This is a genomic window from Allomuricauda sp. CP2A (genome assembly GCF_001683915.1).
In the GTDB taxonomy this organism is placed as follows: Bacteria; Bacteroidota; Bacteroidia; order Flavobacteriales; family Flavobacteriaceae; genus Flagellimonas.
Genome location: NZ_LXTT01000088.1, coordinates 16,661 through 38,260 on the forward strand (window position 1 = coordinate 16,661; position 21,600 = coordinate 38,260).

The 21,600-nt window shown below is 43.0% G+C and carries 18 protein-coding genes; 6 read left to right on the forward strand and 12 right to left on the reverse strand.

The window, feature by feature from the left end:
* Window positions 1-76 precede the first annotated feature (76 nt).
* The gene (locus tag A7D14_RS10430; protein ID WP_067033942.1) at window positions 77-1,267 is read right to left on the reverse strand and encodes an LETM1-related biofilm-associated protein; all 1,191 of its coding nucleotides are present in this window, start codon (window positions 1,265-1,267) and stop codon (window positions 77-79) included.
* Window positions 1,268-1,433: 166 nt separating this feature from the next.
* Between A7D14_RS10430 and A7D14_RS10435 the strand changes: the two genes are divergently transcribed.
* From A7D14_RS10435 to A7D14_RS10445, 3 genes are all read left to right on the forward strand, one after another.
* Entirely contained in the window at window positions 1,434-2,126 is a 693-nt protein-coding gene (locus A7D14_RS10435) for a DUF4331 family protein (RefSeq protein ID WP_067033944.1), read from the forward strand.
* Between the two features lie 20 nt (window positions 2,127-2,146).
* Window positions 2,147-2,890 (forward strand): DUF4331 family protein, encoded by a 744-nt coding sequence (locus tag A7D14_RS10440; protein ID WP_067033946.1) that lies wholly within the window; start codon window positions 2,147-2,149, stop codon window positions 2,888-2,890.
* A 65-nt stretch (window positions 2,891-2,955) separates the two neighbouring features.
* Window positions 2,956-4,242: a tetratricopeptide repeat protein gene (locus A7D14_RS10445; protein ID WP_067033947.1), complete on the forward strand. Its 1,287-nt coding sequence runs from the start codon at window positions 2,956-2,958 to the stop codon at window positions 4,240-4,242.
* Between the two features lie 98 nt (window positions 4,243-4,340).
* Here A7D14_RS10445 and A7D14_RS10450 read toward each other — a convergent pair whose 3' ends face one another.
* Window positions 4,341-4,880 (reverse strand): mechanosensitive ion channel family protein, encoded by a 540-nt coding sequence (locus A7D14_RS10450; RefSeq protein WP_067033948.1) that lies wholly within the window; start codon window positions 4,878-4,880, stop codon window positions 4,341-4,343.
* 70 nt (window positions 4,881-4,950) lie between these two features.
* Here A7D14_RS10450 and A7D14_RS10455 point away from each other — a divergent pair, with 70 nt between their 5' ends.
* Together A7D14_RS10455 and A7D14_RS10460 are read left to right on the forward strand one after the other, a co-directional pair.
* Window positions 4,951-5,931 (forward strand): CorA family divalent cation transporter, encoded by a 981-nt coding sequence (locus A7D14_RS10455; protein ID WP_067033949.1) that lies wholly within the window; start codon window positions 4,951-4,953, stop codon window positions 5,929-5,931.
* 133 nt (window positions 5,932-6,064) lie between these two features.
* Complete coding sequence (locus tag A7D14_RS10460; protein ID WP_067033950.1) at window positions 6,065-6,715, forward strand: OmpW/AlkL family protein; 651 nt, start codon at window positions 6,065-6,067, stop codon at window positions 6,713-6,715.
* 88 nt (window positions 6,716-6,803) lie between these two features.
* On the opposite strand, the gene A7D14_RS19655 is transcribed toward A7D14_RS10460, so the two are convergent.
* The 10 genes from A7D14_RS19655 to A7D14_RS10510 all read right to left on the reverse strand — a co-directional run bounded on the left by A7D14_RS19655 (window position 6,804) and on the right by A7D14_RS10510 (window position 17,935).
* A complete protein-coding gene (locus tag A7D14_RS19655; RefSeq protein WP_083158056.1) occupies window positions 6,804-7,796 on the reverse strand; it encodes a bifunctional helix-turn-helix transcriptional regulator/GNAT family N-acetyltransferase in 993 nt (330 codons plus the stop codon).
* A 78-nt stretch (window positions 7,797-7,874) separates the two neighbouring features.
* The gene (locus A7D14_RS10470) at window positions 7,875-8,669 is read right to left on the reverse strand and encodes an anti-sigma factor domain-containing protein (RefSeq protein WP_067033951.1); all 795 of its coding nucleotides are present in this window, start codon (window positions 8,667-8,669) and stop codon (window positions 7,875-7,877) included.
* A gap of 3 nt (window positions 8,670-8,672) precedes the next feature.
* A complete protein-coding gene (locus A7D14_RS10475) occupies window positions 8,673-9,200 on the reverse strand; it encodes an RNA polymerase sigma factor (protein WP_067033953.1) in 528 nt (175 codons plus the stop codon).
* Between the two features lie 96 nt (window positions 9,201-9,296).
* Window positions 9,297-10,604, reverse strand: a complete 1,308-nt coding sequence (locus A7D14_RS10480) for an MFS transporter (protein WP_067033954.1) — start codon at window positions 10,602-10,604, stop codon at window positions 9,297-9,299.
* A gap of 61 nt (window positions 10,605-10,665) precedes the next feature.
* Complete coding sequence (locus A7D14_RS10485; RefSeq protein ID WP_067033955.1) at window positions 10,666-10,965, reverse strand: GNAT family N-acetyltransferase; 300 nt, start codon at window positions 10,963-10,965, stop codon at window positions 10,666-10,668.
* 14 nt (window positions 10,966-10,979) lie between these two features.
* Entirely contained in the window at window positions 10,980-11,183 is a 204-nt protein-coding gene (locus A7D14_RS10490) for a (4Fe-4S)-binding protein (RefSeq protein WP_067033957.1), read from the reverse strand.
* Between the two features lie 130 nt (window positions 11,184-11,313).
* Window positions 11,314-11,901, reverse strand: a complete 588-nt coding sequence (locus A7D14_RS10495) for a superoxide dismutase family protein (RefSeq protein ID WP_067033958.1) — start codon at window positions 11,899-11,901, stop codon at window positions 11,314-11,316.
* Between the two features lie 526 nt (window positions 11,902-12,427).
* Window positions 12,428-13,138 (reverse strand): DUF2490 domain-containing protein, encoded by a 711-nt coding sequence (locus A7D14_RS10500; protein ID WP_067033959.1) that lies wholly within the window; start codon window positions 13,136-13,138, stop codon window positions 12,428-12,430.
* Window positions 13,138-16,344, reverse strand: a complete 3,207-nt coding sequence (locus A7D14_RS10505) for a VPS10 domain-containing protein (RefSeq protein ID WP_067033960.1) — start codon at window positions 16,342-16,344, stop codon at window positions 13,138-13,140. The genes A7D14_RS10500 and A7D14_RS10505 overlap by 1 nt, the downstream gene beginning before the upstream one ends.
* Before the next feature lie 169 nt (window positions 16,345-16,513).
* A complete protein-coding gene (locus A7D14_RS10510) occupies window positions 16,514-17,935 on the reverse strand; it encodes an amidohydrolase family protein (RefSeq protein WP_067033961.1) in 1,422 nt (473 codons plus the stop codon).
* Window positions 17,936-18,195: 260 nt separating this feature from the next.
* Between A7D14_RS10510 and A7D14_RS10515 the strand changes: the two genes are divergently transcribed.
* Window positions 18,196-21,582: a ThuA domain-containing protein gene (locus A7D14_RS10515; RefSeq protein ID WP_067033963.1), complete on the forward strand. Its 3,387-nt coding sequence runs from the start codon at window positions 18,196-18,198 to the stop codon at window positions 21,580-21,582.
* The last annotated feature ends 18 nt before the right edge of the window (window positions 21,583-21,600 follow it).

Here is a 21,600-nt window from a genome sequence, read left to right on the forward strand (position 1 = left end):
CTGAAAATCAAAATATTAAGATATATAAAAAGTCACTATAAATTTTTCTTATAGTGGCTTTTTTGCTTCAAAAAGGCTAGTTTTCCTCTATGCGGTTGTCATCAAAAGCGGACGGAAGCAATTTGGGAATCAGCTTGATGAAAATGGGCAACAAAAGAGCTCCGCCCGGTAGCATAAAAATGGCCAAGGAGGGAATACTTTTACAAATATCCAACAATTGGTTCTGCACTTTTTTCTTCTCTTCGGCACTTAGATCCTTGACGGTTGACTTGGATAAAAGCGCCAAAAGTTCCCTACTTTCCAAAAGCTCTTTTTTGAGTCTTTTGCTATTTCTGAGAATTAATTTACTCACATTTTTTGACATGCCGTCATAGAATTGGACGGCTAAATTTTTGTCGTTCAAGTAGGCAATTTTGTCCTTGTTGTTTTCAAAAAAATTCTTCACAAAATTCAGTTCAGATTGCACTTCTTTTTCCGACTTTCCCAAGTCCTTTCCAAGGCCAAAAATGTAGTCGGATTCGGTATAGTCCAAAGACTTGTCCTCCCAGATGGTCAAGCAGGCCATATCCAGAAAATAATTCTTCTCGATCTGGGTAAAATTCTGACTGAACAGATCACGGTAGGAACCATCAAATTTTGCCTCATCCAGATTGACATACGTTAGGGAAGAGGCCAACAGTTGTAGTAATTTGGCATCTGTTTCGTGGGTCTCTTTGGAGTTCAGGGCGTGGTATGCAATGTTAATGGTAACATATTCCAACAATTGGGCGTGCGCCATCATTGGAATCTTGCCATGCAAATAGATTCTAAAAATCAATACATCCACATAGAGAAGGGAATTGGTCAAACTATTGCCAAAGGCACGGTTGAACGCATTTCCTCCCAAATAGATTCGGGAATCAATCAACTTTTCCAGCTGTGACTCAGTTTTGGAACCGCTCAAAATCTTGTTGAGAATAGAAATTTGGCCCACTTCCAAGGCTTTGTAATACTCAAAAATAGTATTGACAAAATCGGTAAAGTCAGCATTTTTCTTTTCAAATTGAAAGGTAAAATAGAGCGCGGTGAGCAAATTGATCTTTGCAATCTCGTCCTCGCTGAGGGTGTGTTCCACCTCAATAAAAGGGGGGATGTCCAGATGCACACCATATACGAACCCATTCCTTTTAAGTTCTTGGTACAAGCTCTCAAAATCAGAAAAAATTTCGGTCTCCTTGTCAACAAGGTGGCCAAACTTACTAATCCATCCAGAAGCTGAAGGGTTCATTGTGTCATGTTTGCGGGTCAAAGTAACGCAAATTATAGGACATTTTAAGAGGGGAACCCCTTTCCACCGTTAAAAACCCGTTAAGAATTTTTTAACAAATAAAAACCAAACCGCCCTTCACAAGGTTCCGTAGGTAGAGGTGTAAGAATCTTAAAAAACAGATGACATGAAAAAAACAACAAAAATTGTAATGGGCTTTGGAGCCTTGGCTTTTTTGGCCATTGCATTGGTATCAGCAGATCACATTGACGCACCGTCAGCGGCAGGTTCCACAGCGGACATTGCCGACTTTTATGCCTTTGAGCCCAGTGAGGGTTCGGACAATACGGTATTTGTAGTGGATGTACAATCCGATGTCCTTCCCGAATTGGCCTATGGTACTTTTGATGAAGATGTGCTCACGGAGATCAACATAGATTTGGATGGCGATTTGGTCGAAGATCAGGTCATTCAAGCTATTGCAAGGGATGGCAGAATGTACTTTTTTGGACCAACTGCTCCTGGTCAAACAGGATTGAACAGTCAGGTACTTACCGATTATCCATTGGGTGATGTGGAGATTTCTGGTACAACCCCAACCGTGGAGACCACATCAGATGGTGTTTCGCTGTTCGCAGGTCCCAGACAAGACCCTTTCTTTTTTGATTTCTTCCAATTCAATGCAGTGATTTCTCCTGAAACAGATTCAGCGCCGGGTGGATTCCTTCCACTGGAAGAGGCAGCGGACACATTTGATGGTGCAAATACCTTGTCCATCATCGTGGAAATCCCCAATGATATGTTGGGAGCACCCACGGCCACCAATGCCTTGGGACTCACCGTGTACAAAACTTGGGTGACCACAAATAGAAAACAATAAAAACTTCAAAAAGAAAAAACATGAGACTAAAACAGATAACATATGTAATGGCCTTGACGCTAAGTTTAGGTTTGGCAACAGGATGTAGTAATGATGACGAATCTCCAGACTTCACAGGTATGGATGATGATATGATGATGGATGATGACATGATGATGGATGATGATGACATGATGGGGGTTGATTTCAGCGGAACCTATGCACAAGTAGACCACTTGGGAAGACCCGGAATCAATACAACCCTGAGCTTTGACATGGAGGGAGAACCCAGCGTAAAGGATGCGCACAACACTACTATTCCATCAGAGATGGGAGCTACCTTTCAAGCAGGTTTTCAGGCCAGATTGGAGCAGTATCATGATGTGTATGCCCTAAAACTGGGTCTAGATCCAGCAGATGTAAACTATGAAAACAACATTTTAGGGTTGGATGCAGCCACACTCACTACCGTGTTGGCAGCAGATGTCTTGGAAGTGGCCCCGGATTTACCCACTACCTATTTCAATCCGGGAACGGATTTTGATAATGACGGCAGAATCTTGGTGCCGGATGGTGATGAGGTAGCCTTGACGGGAAGACATCCCAATGATGACATCATTGACGTTTCCCTGATTTTGTTCTTCGGTGGAGCTGAAGGAGATCGTTTCAGTGGTCAGGATTTGGATGACGACGGAATGGCAGATTTGCCAAGACTGACATCAGATGGTGTTGGACTTACAGCAAACATTTCAACAACTTTCCCTTATTTGGGAGATCCTGAGTAATTGCTATGAAAAGGAGCGGGGAGAGGCTCGTCCTCTCCCTTTTTTAACAACAACACAATTCAATTATGGACACTTTTAAATTAAAATACACACTACTTTTTTTGATGACAATGGTTTTATTGTCATGCAAACAAGAAATGGGTTTCAGTACCAATCAAGAAGATTATAATCACTATTTGGCAGCGGAACCGGTAAAGACCACTTCAAAGTACTTTAAGCTTTGGGATTCCAAGATAAGACCAGACAGCTTGCAATTGTTGAGCCTGGGAAATGTGGCAGGGGAGTACAATCGATTTTTCCAGGGAACTGGTGACATCAAATATTTAAAAATGGCAGAGCAATCGCTGCAAAAGGCAGTTGATATTGCTGCCGTTGGAAAAGCAGGTTACTACAGGGCCTTGGCACGTAATTATATTTCCCAACACCGATTTAGGGAAGCCTTGGAATTGGCCCAAAAAGCCCAAAAAATGGGAAGTGGCGCTAAAGCTACCCAAGGACTGTTCTTTGATGTTCACATGGAATTGGGCAATTATGACGAAGCCCATGCGTATCTGGATAGTATCAGTAACATGTCAGATTTTGGGTATTTGATTCGATTGGCCAAATGGAACGATCATAAAGGTGATTTGGATACCGCTATCCGTTTTATGGAAAAGGCGGCCCAAAAGGCAGAATCGTCCAAAAATAAAAACATGCTCTTATGGTCCTATACCAACTTGGCTGATTTTTATGGCCATGCCGGACGCATTGAAGATTCATACCAATTGTACTTAAAGGCATTGCAACTTGACCCACAAAATGCCTATGCCAAAAAAGGAATTGCATGGATTGTGTACTCCCATGAGCGCAATGGGGAGGAGGCTTTGCGAATCTTGGATTCCATCCTTGTGAAATACCAGTCCCCCGACTACTATCTGTTGAAGGCGGAAATTGCAGAATTCATAGGTGACGAAGTGCTTAAGCTTGAGGCCTTGGACAACTACTATAAAAAAGTGCAACGAACAGATTATGGCGCTATGTACAATGCCCATAATGTGGATTTTTACATTGACATGGAAGTTCAGGAAAAGGCAATGAAACTGGCCAAAAAGGAAGTTGAAAACAGGCCTACCCCAGAATCGTATGGACTTTTGGCCTATAGTTACTACAAAAAAGGAGACAAAGAAAAGGCATTGGAGCTGGTGGAAAAACATATCGCAGGCAAAACCTTTGAGCCCGAAGTGCTTTCCCAAGCTGCAGAAATCTATAAAGCCAATGGCAACTATAAAAAGGTAAAGGAACTAAAGCAGGAATTGGTAGGTGCCATTTATGAACTGGGGCCCGTAAAAGAATCCCAAATCTTGAGTTTATAACTGGCTCTGGGCATTACTAGTTAAAATTTAGCGGTGGTTCATGCTATTGCTTGGTTGTTGTTTTGGATACGCCATGGTTTTTCCGTGGCGTATTGCATTTAATCCTTTGCTGTTTGTTCTTGGGCCTCCTCTTCTTCGTTTTTAAGAATCTCAATTCCCTTTTGGATGACCAAATTGGTGGGAATGGTGATCCTTCGTCCATCATCTGTTCGCATAAAAAGATAAAAGCCACTGATGTCCTCAACCTTGCCCGTCCAATCAAAATCCTTGTCCTGGACCCTGATACGGTCCCCCAATCGCAATGGATGGCTAAAAAACAAGATGACACTGGCCGTTAAATTGGAAAGAATGGACCATTGGGCCACAAAACCAATGCCCACAATAGCAAGTACGGATGAGAGAAAAAGGGAAAAATCCTTTAAATTGACACCCCAAATCAAGGAAATCCCCACGAACGCCAAGACATAGAAAAAAAGATTGCTCAGATAAAAAATAATCTTCCTGCTGTTCATATCAATGGAACTGGTCTTTCCATACCTTCGGATGGCCCGTTTGCTTAACGAATTAACGGCAATGATCACCACCAGTAGAATTACGGTGAACAGGATCTCGTTTTTAAAGGACATTGGATCTAACATGCGCTATACTTAATTAATTTGGGTTAACTTATTACTCTAAACTACAAATAACGTATTTACTTTTACTACAATGACAACAGATTTTGAAAATAATACATGGGTCATCAACTACTCCACCGATGAATACTACAACCGTAAGTTTTCCTTGGCGGAGGATATGCAACTTTCCAAAAAGGACAAGACCATCACATGGATCAATACCTATGGATTAAATTATATGGATGAGTTTAGGATCGTGGTGCTGAACAATGAACTGGATGATTTTCTTTTAAGACTATTGGCTAATCAAAATCTGGGGAATAAGGTCATTGAGTTGGAAGAACAGCTTTTCATTGCTGTTCGGATTTTAAAAACAGAAAACCAAAATTTGGAATCTGAACAACTATTTTTTGTGGCAGGTAAGGACTTTATTTGGTGCATCCAAGAAAAGCGTGGAGATCATTTTGATTGGATTCGCGCCCGGATTTTTGACAACAAAGGCATCATCAGGAAGAAGCGGGCAGACTATTTGCTATACTTTATACTGGAGACCATAATTTCCAATTATAGGGAGAAGTACGAAGAAATCGTGTTAATGGAGAATATGCTGGACCGCGCCACCAATTTGGAACCCACCCCGGAGTTTATGTTTGAAGTGGAACAAAAAAAGGCCATGATCCATCAATTTAAAAAGGCATCACATGGACTCCGTGATATTGTGGTACGACTGGAGCGAGTGGAGGTAAAAGGATTTCAGACCAAATATTTCAGTGAACTTCGGGAGCAAATCAACGGGCTCACCAACGACATTGATTCGGATATCCACGAGTTGGAAAGTCAGATCAACCTCTTTTTCAGTATCCAGGGACACCGATTGAACGAGGTGATGAAAACGCTCACCATTTTCTCCGTAATTTTTATCCCACTCACTTTCATGGTTGGTATCTATGGAATGAATTTTGAAAATATTCCAGAGTTAAAATGGCATTATGGCTATTTTATCCTTTTAGGATTGATGTTGGTCGTTACCTTGATTTCCATTATCATCTTTAAGCGTAAAAAATGGTTTTAGTTGCCTTTTTTTTGATTTAAACATCATAATAGATTACTGTGAATATAGTGCCAAAAACTATTTTCCAATGATAAACATCATATTCTTGGAAACCACTGCTAGGTAGTTTTGCTCAACCTTAAAATACAAAACAATGAGAAAAACAGCACTTTTAGCAGTGGTAGCGTTAATGGGAATGATGAATGGCATAATGGCCCAAGATTCTTCTTCGAGCAATGATGGAGGTCCATGGCAGTTCCGCCTGCGGGGCATTGTGGTGACCCCGGATGAAAGCGCGGATATTGAAGCGATTGGGGGAGATGCATCCATTTCTACGGCATTTGTGCCTGAATTTGATATCTCATATTTCTTTGATGAAAAATGGTCAATGGAATTGATTTTGGCCACCACAAAACATGATGTTGAAGCCGTTGGAACCGCAGCAGGTGATATAGATTTGGGCCATGTTTGGTTGCTGCCCCCAACGTTGACAGGTCAATACCATTTTACCGGAGGAGATTTTGTGCCCTATTTGGGTGCCGGGCTAAACCTTACCTTGTTCTATGGGGTGGATGAAGGCCCTGTTGCAGATGATGTGGATTATGATACTGCCGTAGGTTATGCCTTGCAGGGAGGTTTTGACTTCATGCTCAATGATAAATGGTTTCTAAACCTTGATGTCAAAAAATTATTCTTGAATACTGATGTGACGGTAAACGCTACTACGGCATTGGGAGCCACAGTGGTTGCAGATGTGGATATCAATCCATGGATTTTTGGATTTGGAGTGGGAGTGAAACTTTAAGTTGACGGTTTTTGGTACGTTAATTGATTCGGGGAAAACAGCTTGGCAATACCAAGCTGTTTTCATTTACATCATTGCGAAGACTATATCATTCCAGTTGTAACCGAAACCCATATACTTGGAGGTCCTCTTGTTTAAAATCCAAATCCTCTGAGCGGACGAATCCCAGTTTTTCATACATTTTCCAAGCAACCTTCATATATGCGGTACTGTGGATAACAACCTGTGAATGTCCTTTTTTTCTTGCCTTTTCAATACAAGCAACACTTAAGGCCTTTCCTATGCCCAACCCTCGGGTTGAAGGGTCAACAGCCAACAATCGAAATCCTGAGGCATTTTTTTCTTGGGTAGCCGTTCCCCCGGCACCATAATGCTGCATATCCCCAAAGTAAAGAACGGCACCAAGGATTTTTGCATCATGAGATAGGGCCATCAAAAGTTCCACCTCAGGTTTTTGGGTAAAATCCCCTATGTTGGCCAAGGTTTTATAGTATTGCGGCTGTTCATTCGCTTTGGGGAACCCTTCCAGGCCAGAGTACACATCTACCATAAGTTTGCCGATAGCCTTAAAATCTTGTGGTCTAGCATTTCGAATGGTGTACGCTTTTGGTCCAAAACGTTTCTGGTAACGCTCTTTAAAGCTTGCAGTATTAAGATTTTGCTCCAACTGATTCAGGTTTTCAAGAAATACATCACTGACGAACTCTTTTAGTATCTCCCTAATCCGATCCCATTCTTTCTCAAAAGAAGGCAACGCATCTTCTCCTTTTTTGGAGAGTTGAATAAAAGTCTTCCGGGCATCATTCGGGTCTTTATGGCTTTCAAGATATCCCTGAGCCTTCATTTTTCGAGTAATTTTGATTATGGCTGGATGTGAAAACCCCAAAGTACTGGCAATTTCTGTCACGGTAAGTTTTTCCCTTTCCTTCAACAGCAAAAATATGACATGCCAATTGGGCTCAACACCAAAGCCTAAATCCGAATAGTGCTCTAACGTACTTGCGACAAGTTTTTCATTGAGTCTTTTTATACGTGCGGTAAATCCTAAATGTTGTATTTCCTGTAAAAAATCGGCCTCCATATAAATACGTAACTAGTTACGCAAATATATTAAAAATAAGTAACCAGTTACATAAAACTATATTTAAAAAAGAATGGATTAGGCTCCAACCGCGCCCAGTGTGTACAATTGCTCCAGAGTAGGAGTCTCGCTTCCGCCTTCTGGTTCTAAAGTAATACCAAAAGCTTCTGATGCATTTGGGTTTTCAAGGGTGAACAATTTTGTGTCGTCTGATGCCAAATCATCCAACAAACCAAGGCTGGTGGGGGTCAAGGGATCCAATTTCAAGGACCAGACCTGATAGGTGAATCCTGGCGGTGGATCGGGAAGTCCCTGGGCATCTATAATCACTTTTTGCTCTTCTTTGTTCCAGTATGCCTTTGCATAGGAGTTTGGGGAAACGGTTTGGCCACCAAGAGCCACAACGGTCACATTTCTATCCCGAAGCTCTTGCAATAAGCTCTCTTTGTCAGCAACTTCTTCACGGGTGGTTGAAATGATTTCTTCCAGACTCTCTTTTTCTTGATGGGTGACCTCAATTTCCGATTTTAAGTCACTGTTCTGCATATACATCCATAACATACCTACTGCAAATAGTATTGATGCAGCCCAACCTAGGTAATTGCTCCACGGTGTCTTCTTTTCGGATGCCGTAGGCATAAATGGAATCACCTCATCCAATTCGGCCCGTATTTTGGAAAAGGCATCTGCGGGCATTTTTGGGGAGGTTGTGCGTGTAAGCTCTAACATGGCCGCCTCAATGGCCTCGATTTCCTTCTTTACTTCGGGATATTGTATGGCATAGTGCTGCACCTCCAAGTTTTCCTCGGGCGACAATGCCCCAGCAACGTAGAGTTCCAAAATTCCGGATGCTATGTACTTTTCAACGTCCATGTGTTATGCCATTTTTTTCCGAATCTCGGAAATACAGCTTCGTATTCTTGTTTTTATGGTGCCAATGGGTGTTTTAAGCTCCTTGGCAGCTTCTTTTTGGGTAAATCCCTTAAAATAGAGCATGTCTATCAGAATGATACACTTGTCTTTTAGCCCTTTTAACAGGGATTGTAGCCCAATCGTATCAATTTTACCATTGAGGTCCTCACTATTTTCATAAATACCTACGAGAGAATCAACAGCTAGGTTTTTCTTTTGGTTTTTATGGGATTTTGAGCGCAGTTCATCGATTGCGGTGTTCCGTGCAATATTCAATATCCAAGTAAAAAAACGGCCTTTGGAGGTGTCGTACTGATCGGATTTGTTCCAAATCTTCACAAACACATCCTGACAAAGTTCTTGGGAACGCTCTGGGTCCTTGAGGATTACATTGATGACCCCACAAATGTTTTCAGCATACATATCGTACAACGTCTCAAACGCGACCTTATCTTTCTTTTGGAATTGTTGTATGAGGTTATCTAGATCCATAGCAAGGCAGCTAAAGATATAAAAAATAGTGTTGGTTCTTTATTTTTATAGAGCTCTTTAAAAAGAGTGGAAATGGGCTCTCCACTAGGATATTGGTTATTGTGGATTTTTGGCTTTGATACTAGCCAGAGCCATAAAGGTAAGGAAGGCCAAACCCAAATACCCAACCAAGCGATAGGACCCAAAAGTGGAGAAAAAGAAACTAAAAATAGGTGGGGCCAAAGCACTGGCCAAGACCAAAAAACTCATCACTTTTCCCGTAATGGCACCCAAGTGGTCACGCCCATAGAAGCGAGGCCAGGCAATGGCGTTCAATACTGCAAAAAAACCGCCCATGATTCCAAACCCGGCCACTAAAAAAGGGATTCCAAAAGGGTAGGCCAGGAACAAAAAGCCCGACGCGGCCAAAATACCGCCAGCCAGCATCAAATAGAGATATAATTTTAAGGGAAGACTGTCACTCAACCAATTGAAGACGGTAGAGACGGTAACTGCGACCACTGAACCCGGCAGAAAAATGGCGATGGCATCTTCTTTCGGATAGCCTTCGCTGGCAAAAATGGAGATGACATGAAACGTCAATCCAGTAATAAAAAAACTGTTGAAAGCCAACATAAAGGCATACATCCAAAAGGCACGGGTTGCCATGGCTTCCTTAAGGTTGAATTGTTTGTACCCAATTTGTGGAGTTTTGTCGTCCGTTTCCGTACCGTTCTTATACCCATCGGGGAAAAGTCCATGCTCCTCGGGTTTGTTTTTATAAAAAAGAAACACCAAAATGCTGAAAACAAATAATCCCAATGCCAAATAGCGCCATGCATTCTGCCACCCATTTCCGTCTATCAATGCACTGACCCAAAGCGGTGAGGAGGAAAACCCAAAGGAAAGGGCAACGCTGCTGAACATGTTTACCTTTCCCCGGTTTTTATCGAACCAGATCATGATCATGTTTCGGGAGGCCATTGTCAAGATGCCTTGACCCGTAAAACGCAAGAGAAAGAACAGGCAGGTAATCAACACAAAAGGAATGATCCATGTTTCTTGGTTCAAGGCTTGTTTGATGAACTCGCTCATCTGTGCCGACCACGAACAGAGCAAGAGGGTTGCTGCCAAGACCAAAGTGGCAAAAAAGGCCACATAGCGGGCACCATAACGGTCAAACCAAACACCACCACGGCTAATGAACAGGGAACTCATAATGGTTCCGATCATATAGGCATTGCTAAATTGATTACGGCTGAGTCCCAAGGCATCTTTTACGGGATCGGTAAAGACCGAAACCCCAATGGTTTGTCCGGGAATACTGCAATACACCCCCAGCGTGCCCATAAACAGGATGACGTAGCCATAAAAAAATGGACTTTTTGCAGGATTGATGGTAATACTGTTCTGGAATTTGGACATGGTTGGTTGTCAGCTGACAAAAGTAGGGGTTTTGACAACAAGAAAACCTTGGCAAACTGGATTATGCGATATTGATTCCTTTCAACACCAATTCTTTCCATTGGGGATGCCGTTTTAGGTAAAGGGCCACAAAGGGGCAGAGCGGAATAAGGGTCCAATCTTGGGATTTGATATGCTCAAGCGTCTGCTTTATGAGTTCTGAACCAATGCCTTTGCCTTCATAAGAGTTGGGGACTTCGGTATGGGTCAGATAGATTTTTTCCTTGGCCTTTATGTATTCAATTTTTGCGATGGCATCGCCCAAATCAAATTGAAACTGTTTGGCCTCAATGTTGTCAACAAGCTTATATTCCTTTTCCATAGCCCTGGGCGTTTTTAGTAATAGCTCAATGCCCCAGAGGGACATTTGGATATCTGGTCCTTCAATTCTTGTGTGGTTGCATTTTCAACTTTGATCCAAGGTCTTTCTTTCGGGTTGTACACCTTGGGCAGCATTTTTACGCAAACTCCGGCATGCTGGCAAAGCTTGGGTTTCCAGACCACGGTGATTTCACCATTGGAATAGGTTTTGTCTTTCATAGCAGTTAGTTTTAGGTGAGTGATAGGTGAAAAGAGGGTTGTCTAAAAAGTCAGTTTTCGTCAACCTGAAGTTGATTCAGGTTCTCAGAATGACGTGTTTCAATACTTTTTAGACACCCTCCTTTATAGTTTATTGGATAATACCGGTACAGGAAATCCGGGCACCAGCTGCTCCACTGGGTTGCGAAGTGAAATCATCCACACCTTGGTGAACAATAACCGCCTTGCCCAAAATGTTCATGGTCTCATCATCACAGCCAATACACCATTGGTCGGTTTCAAACTCCACAGTGGCATTGCCATCAGCATCAGCGGTAAAATTACCGATGTCGCCTTTGTGAAACCCTTCTTCGGCGCCCCATTTGCCATGAGGTTGGAATGTTGGGTTCCAGTGACCTCCTGTGGAAGTCCCGTCATCTGCGGAGCAATCTGCTTTTTCGTGAAGGTGGATGGCATGCTCGCCCTCGGAAAGACCTGAGAAAACGGCCTTCATGACTACCTTTCCATCATGCTCCGTAAAAGTGACCTCTCCACTTACACCACTATCGCTTTTGGGCTCCATGTTAAACGTGATGACCGTTGGCTCCACTTTTTCGGCCATTTGGTCAACCGTTTCTTCTATTTCTTCGGAGGTTTCCTCCGCTTCTTTTTTTACTTGCTTGCAGCTAAAGGCCGTTACTAAAATCAGCCCCAATGCAAGTGCTTGTAATTTTTTCATCGTAAGTATTTTTAGGTTTAAGTCTAAGGTACTCAATATTTGGAGTGATGTCAATAATTTGTGCCATCAATCCATTTTTTGATTTTAATTTTTGAATATCCGTAATCGATCATATAGACAATATCATTGTCAGGTCGAGCGCAGTCGATACCTCATTTTTAAGATGTTAAGTTCAAATAACTTCTCGACTGCGCTCGAGGAGACAACATCTTATGATTGATTACGGACAATGAGTTTTAATTTAAGACAATACGAATTTTCAAGTTCAATCGTTATAAAAATATGTCCAATACGTTAACCGTAAAGCATTCAAATATTGACTCATTTAGCTTCTAACTACATCAACTTTTTGATCTATTGCAAAAAGAGAAAATCTTTTTGCAAAGGGTATCAACGTTTGAGGCAAAACAAACTAAAGGGGTATATTGATCAAAAAGATTACGCAAAATCCTTACGTAAAATATACAATGCCACCATTGAACTGGAATTGGACTATTTTGATATCCGACACATGCGCCTTTGAGGGTTAATCCCCATCCACACCCTGCTTTTTGAAAAGTCCCCTTAAATCTGGGTTGTAAAAGAACCCAATTTGCAAACGATCATAGACCGCATTGGCGAATTGGTTCCTTAAGTATCCAACTTGAATGCTGCTGTTTTCGGTAATATGTGCACCTACCGCTCCATATAATCTATTTTGGCCAAACAAATCATCCTGTAGATTGATGAACAGTTCATCATAAAAGTTCAGGAAAAAGGTATCTGTCAGCGGGAAGGTCATTTGAATACGGTACCTTGCCCGGTGCTGGGTGTCTGTAGTTTCACCAAAATCGAGGAAACGCTGCTCCAACCGATAACGGTGTTCAAAGAGAAATTCCCAGACTTTATTCTTTAGAATAAACTGCTCAAAAATCCGATGCTCCTTGCTGTTTGTTTCATTGGGAAACTCTTCAAACGTACCATCGGTTGAAATGAAACCATACCCCCCAGTGGCTATGGCATTGGGGTTGATGTGATAATTGAGCCCCGTGCGAAGCAATAATTGGTTGAAATTACTGGTGGTTTCATAAAAACGGAACTGGGCCTCGGTATGGACACTGAAACGTTCTGCAATCTTATTGGTTCCAAAATACATGTACCATGCTCCCCATTTATCCTCTCCCGTTTCTTGGGCATTTCCTATTACAGTACTCAATACGACCAATAGGGTCGTTACTCTTTTTGATATTCTCTTCATTAATCTAAGCTAAAGGTTTCGGTTTCTTTAAAGGGCGACAAATTTAATGATTCTATGGATTTCCGATAGGGTTTCCACTTTTCATTGAAGAATGCATTGGTTTTGTCCAAAGCATTTTTTAATTCAGCTTCCGCAAATTCCACCAACGTTTTTTCTGTGGCAGTAATCCCTGTTTTTCTGGAATTGACGTAGGATTCAGCCGTATTCAAGCGCAGCATAACCGATGGTTCGGGGTTTCGGGTAATGCCTTGGCGCTTGTCCTCTTTGCCAAGATAAAGGGCGATCACAGAATCGATTTGCTTTGCAATGGTCTTGGAAGCCTCAATCTGCTCCTTGTATTTTTCCTTGTCCATGTCTTGGAGTTCTTTTTGATACTTGTTGGCCAAATTCTTGCTCTCTACCAATTGTTTTACAGCATCTGCAGCGGTCTGTGTATATTCTTGCAGTTTCATCCCTAAAGCATGGACCGCATTGATGGAAGCCAAGGAGGTATTCAATCTTGGGTCCGTTTTTACGGTTACCGATGTGGAATCGGTTGCTTCCCCATAGCTGACTTTTACCTTGTAAGTGCCTGGCTTTACAGTGATTCCCCCAGATTCTGTTTTACTTTTTGAGAGGGTCCTGGATGGCGAATCAGGGCCTTTTTCATCCAGATTCCAATAAACCCTGTGAAAACCGCCCTTTTCAGGGGTTTTATATTTTAGGGTCCGTATCAATCTGTCCCCATCATAAAATTCAAAGAAGATGGAATCTTTGGTTTTTTCCTTGGTTTTCTCTTCTGAATTGGACGCTTCATCTCCTTCATCTTTCTTTTCTGCTTTCTCCTCCTTTTTGTTCCCTTCCTTGAGATAATAGGTAATCATGGCGCCAGATTTCCTGTTTTCGGCATTGTAGAGTGCATCGCCGCCAAAACGACTCCCGGTTGGCTGTTGGTAAGCGGCCAAGTACGCATCCGGGCTGTTAAAGAGCCCAATTTCTTTTTGTAAAATGGAAGTGTTTCCCGCCAATGCCCTGAGCGGACGAATATCATCCAACACCCAAGCGGCCCTCCCAAAGGTACCGATCACCAAGTCCTGCTCTCTGGGGTGAATGGCCAAATCCTTTGTGGATACCGTTGGAAAACCCTTGTTCCATTTTTGCCATTGATTCCCAGCATCGAGGGAAATATAAAGCCCATCATCCGTACCCAAGAACATCAAATTTGGATTTTCTGGGTCTTCAATGATGGAAAGGGTATAGCTTTCCACATCATTTTGGTCAACAATTCGGGTCCAAGTTTTTCCATAATCCTTGGTTCTATACGCATAGGGGGTATAGTTGAACCGTCGGTAATCATTGGCGATTAAAAGTGCCTCACCTTTATTGTTGTGGGAAGCTTTAATTTGGGGAATCCAACTGCCTTTGGGCAGTCCTTTGATGTTATTGGTTACCTCAACCCATGAAGCCCCACCGTTTTGGGAATAATGTACCCGGCCATCGTCGGTTCCTACCCATAGCATGTCCTTTTCAACCGGAGAAGGCTCAATAACAATGATGGTACAATGGTTTTCAGCACCAGTGGCATCCATGGTAAGCCCGCCACTTTCGCTCTGCTTTTGTTTTTCCTTGTCGTTGGTGGTCAAATCGGGGGAAATCACTTCCCAAGTCAAACCCTTATCGGTTGATTTATGTACAAACTGACTTCCAAAGTACACGGTGCTGTTATCAAAAGGGTCCTGCCCAATGGCCGCATTCCAATTGAAACGGAGCATGGTCTCCGGGTCGGGTGGAGTAGGGCGAACCGTATAATTGTTTCCCGTTACCCAATCGTAACGCCGTACATTGCCCTGCTGGCTCATGGCGTAGCCATATTGACTGTCATCTTTATCTGGAACGACATCAAAACCATCCCCGAAAGCAATTTCCTGCCAATAGCTGTTGCGAATGCCCTGCTCTTTCCAAACATAAGCGGGTCCGCGCCAGGAACCATTGTCCTGCATGCCTCCGTACACATTATAGGGAAACTCATTGTCTACATTGATATGGTAAAACTGGGCCACGGGCAAATTCCCAATAAAACGCCAAGTTTTGCCTCCATTTTTGGTGATGTTCAATCCGCCGTCATTGCCGTCCAACATAAACTGGCCATTTTCGGGATGTATCCACCATGCATGATGGTCGGGATGCACTCCATTGCTCACACCATAAGCGGGCATCAACTGTGTGAAGTTTTTGCCACCATCCTCTGAAACATTGATATAGGTAAAAACCGAATACACCCTATTTTCATTCTGGGGGTCCACATAAATTTCAGAATAATAAAAGGGACGATTGCCAATGTCGTTTTTATCATTGATTTTTTCCCATTTAAACCCACCATCTGTGGATTTGTATAGGGCATTTTTCTTTGCTTCGACCAAAGCATAGACAATATTGGGCTTGTTTCGGGCTATGGCAATTCCAATTCTTCCGAGTTCACCTTTGGGCAAACCATCTTTATCAGTAATTTCTTTCCAGGTAACACCGCCATCATGGGTCATGTACAATCCACTGCCTTCTCCACCGGATTTAAAGAACCAAGGCTCACGCTTGTGTTCCCACATCGCTACTATCAATTTATTGGGATTGGAGGGGTCCATGACCAAATCGGCCACCCCCGTTTTGTTATTGACGAACAAAATCTTTTCCCAAGTCTTTCCGCCATCCGTGGTTTTGAATACACCACGCTCCGGATGCTCGCCCCATGGTGAGCCAATGGCGCCAACATAAACAGTATTCGGGTCCGTGGGGTCTATGATAACCCGATGAATGTGCCGGGTTTTTTCCAACCCCATGGATTTCCAAGTCTTTCCGCCATCCAAGGATTTATAGATCCCATATCCACCATTGAGACTGTTCCGGGGGTTTCCTTCACCCGTTCCCACCCAAATAACAGAGGGATTGGATTGTTGGAGGGCCACGGCTCCAATGGAAGCGGTGACCTGATCATCAAAAATAGGTTCCCATTTGATTCCCCCTGAAGTAGATTTCCACAACCCACCGGAAGCGGTGCCCACATACATGACATCTGGGTTGGAATGTAGCACATCAATGGCGGTGACACGACCGCTCATTCCGGCAGGGCCGATGTTTCTGGGTTTCATGTCCTGGACCAAATCCATGGAAAAATTTTGGGAAAATAGGGGTGCGGATGCAAGAAGCATCAAGAGGTAAAGAAGCTTTTTCATTGTTGAGTCAATTAGTCGGCTAAAGATACCAAAAACCCAAAGTGGATTTCTTAAAAGGATGTTAACTGAAAAGCTGTAATCGGGATTGGCAAACTGGGTAACAGTACAAATCCCAAATATTCAGGTCGATTCAGATTTTAGGAACAACAAAATTTGACATGGTATAATTTTATTCCATTGCAGCACTTTCCAGTAGTTCGTTGAGCTGTTCTTTGCTGAACACTTGGGTTCCCTTGATAACGGTGTAAATATTTTGGGTCTGCTCGATATTTTCCAAGGGATTGCCTTCTAAAATGACCAAATCCGATACTTTTCCTTCGGAAATGGTTCCATAGACGTTGGATTTATGCAAAAATGTTGCGCCGTTGTAGGCCGAGCTTCGTAAGGCATCCAATGGGGAGATTCCATTTTCTACCATGGCCTTCAATTCATTGTGCAACGAAATCCCGGGATACACATAGGAGTTGAAGGCTCCACAATCCGAACCTGCCAAAAGACCGACATTGGCAGCATTGAGCGATTTGGCCAATTGACCAAAAAAGGTGTTCAATGCCTTTCTGTTCTTTCGTGCATCCTCGGATGACCGCAATGCGCTTTGAATTCTACCTTCGTAGGTTTTAACAACCCCTTTGCCCATATAGTTTAGATAAGGGTCTTTGGAATGGTCCACTTCGTCCAGGTAGCTCAACGTATTTCCAATGAAAAGGGTTGGGACCACAAAAACCTCATTCTCCCTCAATTTTTGAAATGTGCTTTGGGCGGTACTGTCCGTATATCCATTCATCAAGGAGGGCATGGCATCCCAAAAAGCCATTTCCCCACTTTTCAATTTCTCGGTAACCTCTGCTTCGTTGCTGGCGCAACCCTTCATCACATAATATAAATGCTCAATGGCATCCATACCGGCATTTATGGTTTCATCCAAAGTAACGGTAAAGGGCATGTGACCGGAAACGGTAAGTCCCCTTTTTTCGGTTTCCTCGATGGTTTTGAGGTAAAGTTCCCCGGAAAATCGACTATCATACAGCTTTACGAAATCAACCTTCAGTGCTTGCAGGGAGTCCAATGCCACAGAAATATCCGCTTCATTATCCACTACAAGTGACCCGGCCCAGGTAGCATTGGGGCCATCAATTTTTGGGCCTGCGGTGAATATGGTGGGGCCCACCAAACGTTCATTGGCAATCTGTTTTTTCCATTCCATGACCGAGGTGGTCAAATCACCTCCAGCATCCCTGACGGTTGTAACGCCATTGGCAATAAAGAGTTTTAGAAAATTTTTGTTGTTGGCAATCAAAGTGTCACCGCCTCGTAGGTGAATGTGGTTGTCCCAAAAGCCGGGAAGGACATATTTTCCGGTAGCATCGATTAAAGAATCAGCTTTATATATGTTCTCCGAATCTGATGCCAGCAATGCTTTGATTTCACCATTGGTGATATAAATATTTTTTACCGTAACTTCTCCAGATTCCAGGTCAATTACATTGGCATTTAGAATAGCCAAATCCACAACTTCAGTTTTTTTGTCCTGACAAGCTGCCAAGACCAATACGGTCAATAGAAATAGCAATGTGTTTTTGGGGTTCTTCACCTTCGGTTCTGGTATTTTGGTTTACGCTTATAAAGCTACGATTTCCTGTATTCTTTTGGGGAGGTTTTCCTCTCATTTGGTGGGAACGGCCAATACAGTTCCCCTTACGCAAGCCCGTATATCCTAAAATTTTCATAAAAAGCTGTTTTGAATATATCATCAAAAGGTGTAAATGTTAAATACTGGGGCAAGATTTAAAAAATGAATTTGGCGCAGTGATTCAGTTATGTGTATTTTTAACAGCACTTAAATTAGCTTTAATGAAAAATTTATTGGTATTGACCGCTGTGGCACTTGTATTGGGCCTTACAAGCTGCAGTAAAAAGAGAAATGGCCCACCAAAAGTGTTGGTCTTTTCAAAAACTGCGGGCTATGTACACGCCTCAATTCCCGCAGGGGCGGAAGCCATTCAAAAGTTAGGTTCTGCAAACGGTTTTGAGGTGGATACCACTGCCAATGCCGAACGCTTTACAGATGATCAGCTGAAAAATTATTCAGCGATTGTTTTTTTAAGCACTACCGGAAATGTGTTGGACTACAGGCAAGAAGCAGCTTTTGAGCGCTATATTCAATCAGGTGGCGGATTTGTTGGAATCCATGCGGCCACCGATACCGAATATGACTGGAGTTGGTACAACAAATTGGTGGGAGCACAATTCCTGAGTCATCCCAGAGGAACCCCAGAAGCAGATTTTATCATTAAGGATAAAAATCACCCGTCCACCGAATTTTTTACAGACAGCATTTGGCACCGAACCGATGAACTGTACAACTTTAAAAACTTAAATGATGATGTAAACGTTTTGGTCACAGTGGATGAGTCTACCTATGAGGGTGGTGAGAACGGCGACCACCATCCGATGGCCTGGTACCATGATTTTGATGGGGGAAGGGCCTTTTACACAGCCGGCGGACATACCGATGAGAGTTTTTCAGAAGATTTGTTCTTAAAACATCTTTTGGGAGGAATCAACTATGCCATTGGTGAAAATTTGGAATTGGATTATACCAAGGCCAAATCCCAGACACCACCTGAGGCCGATCGCTTTAGCAAGGTTGTTCTGTCCAAAGGGCAATTTTTTGAGCCTACGGAAATGACCGTTCTGCCAAACAATGATGTGCTGATTGCCCAGCGCAGGGGTGAAATACTGTTATTTTCCGATGCGAACCAAGAGCTCTCCCAAGTAGCCTTTTTGGATGTGTATTATAAAGCCTTGGATGCTCCGGGAGTAAATGCCGAAGAAGGAGTGATGGGATTGCAAAAAGATCCAAATTATGCAGAGAACCATTGGATTTACGTTTATTATTCCCCCACTGGGGATGACTGGATAAACCGACTTTCACGTTTTAAGTATATAGATGGCAATTTTGACTTGGATTCTGAGCAAATTATCCTAGAGGTGGACAGCCAAAGGGAAATTTGCTGCCATACTGGAGGATCTATTGCCTTTGGACCCGATAACCTTCTGTATCTATCCACAGGGGATAATTCCACACCCTTTAACGAACGTGGTGTAAAATATGTGAACAACGGGTACGCTCCCTTAAATGATTTACCGGGAAAAGAACAGTATGATGCGAGACGTTCTTCTGGAAACACCAATGACCTTCGAGGTAAAATACTTAGAATCAAGGTTAACGAAGACGGAAGCTATGATATTCCCGAAGGGAATCTTTTTCCTGAGGGTACTGAAAAAACTCGACCAGAAATATACACCATGGGGCATCGTAACCCATACAGGATCTCTGTGGATGTAAAACGGGGCTACCTGTATTGGGGTGATATTGGACCAGATGCCCGTGTGGACAGTCTTGGAACCCGTGGTCCTCGTGGATATGATGAAATGAACCAAGCCCGTGGCCCAGGAAATTATGGTTGGCCCATGTTTATCGGAGACAATTTTGCGTATAGAAAATACGACTATGCAACGGGTGAATCAGGTAGGGTTTTTAATCCAGAAAAACCCATAAACGACTCCAAGAACAACACCGGATTAAGTGAGTTGCCACCTGCCAAACCTGCCTATGCGTATTATCACTATGGAGAGAGTCAAGAATTTCCAGAATTTGGTACTGGAGGAAGAAATGCAATGGCAGGGCCTACCTATTGGTCAGATTTGTACCCCAATGGCGGTGGATTACCGGCCTATTATGACGGGAAGGTGATCATCTATGATTGGATGAGGAACTGGATGAAAGCCGTACATCTTTTTGAAGACGGCTCCATAAACAAAACAGAACCTTTTGCCTCCGATATTGAATTGAGCAACTTGATTGATATGGAAATGGGTCCCGATGGGCGGGTTTACCTATTGGAATACGGGAGTGGCTGGTTCTCTGCAAACCCGGACAGTGGATTGGGTTATATTGAATTCAATGGAGGTAACCGTCCTCCTGTCATAGATAGTTTTGTGGTAAACAATGACTCTGGCTCCCTTCCACTCTCGGTTACGGCAACAGTTGAAGCCCATGATAGGGAAGGTGATGACATGACCTATGTTTGGGATTTGGGCGATGGCACAACCCAAGAAACCACCGAACCAACGTTGACCTACACCTACAGCGAGGCCGGTTCTTATAAATTGAATGTGACCGCTAAGGATTCAGATGGTGAAGAAGCTTCAAGTATGGACCAAACCATTGTTGCTGGTAACGAACGTCCAGTCGTAACAATAGATTTGGAACAGGCAAACACATCATTTTACGTACCTGGACAGCCCATTAACTATAAAGTTTCGGTTTCTGATGCGGATAGTGAGGTTGATGAGGCCAATGTTTATGTATCGGTTGAATACCGTTCTGGGATGGACGAGGTGGATATGAATTTGGGCCATCAACAAGTATCTGGCGCTGTTATGGGTAAAGCACTCACTCTGAGCTTGGATTGTAAATCTTGCCACAAAGAAAAAGAAGCCTCCATTGGACCCAATTATCTTGAGGTTTCCGAAAAGTATAAGGCCCAACGTGGCGCCACCAATTATTTAATGGCAAAAATCATTGGAGGAGGCTCTGGTGTTTGGGGAGAGGTTGTAATGCCTGCCCATCCTAATGTATCCCAATTGGAGGCCAGACAAATTGCACAGTATATTCAGTCATTGACGGGAGATGGGAACAAAAAACCATCACTTCCGCTGATAGGTACGGTTACGCCGGAGGCCAAGGAAAATGGAGAGGTATTTTTATTGACGGCAAGTTATACGGATCAAGGAACTGAAGCGGCCTTACCGCTAACAGGTTCAGAAACTGTTGTTTTGGCAAGCAATACCATGAGTTTCCCAGAGGGTACGCCAACGGAAGGTATGCAGTCCATTGCTTTTGGTGGAAGACAACTACAATTGTTGAATGCCACCAATGGATGGTTGAAAATTGAAGATGTGGATTTGTCCGGGGTGAGCACTTTAACCGCGGTCATTGGTTGGCAAGCTCCGCCCACTATACCCTATATCATGGAACTTCGTTCAGGAGCTCCAGATGGAAAAGTCTTGGGTACCGGAAAAATGAACCCAAGTGGTCTTTCTGGTCAAGGTGGAACCATTCCAATATCTATAGAAAAAACCGAAGGCGTTCAGAAAGAGCTGTACCTGACCTACAAAGCAGAAGGCGAAGAGCCAAGTACATTTGCCTTGACACAGGTTCGGTTTAACTGATTAATTAAATGACAACCA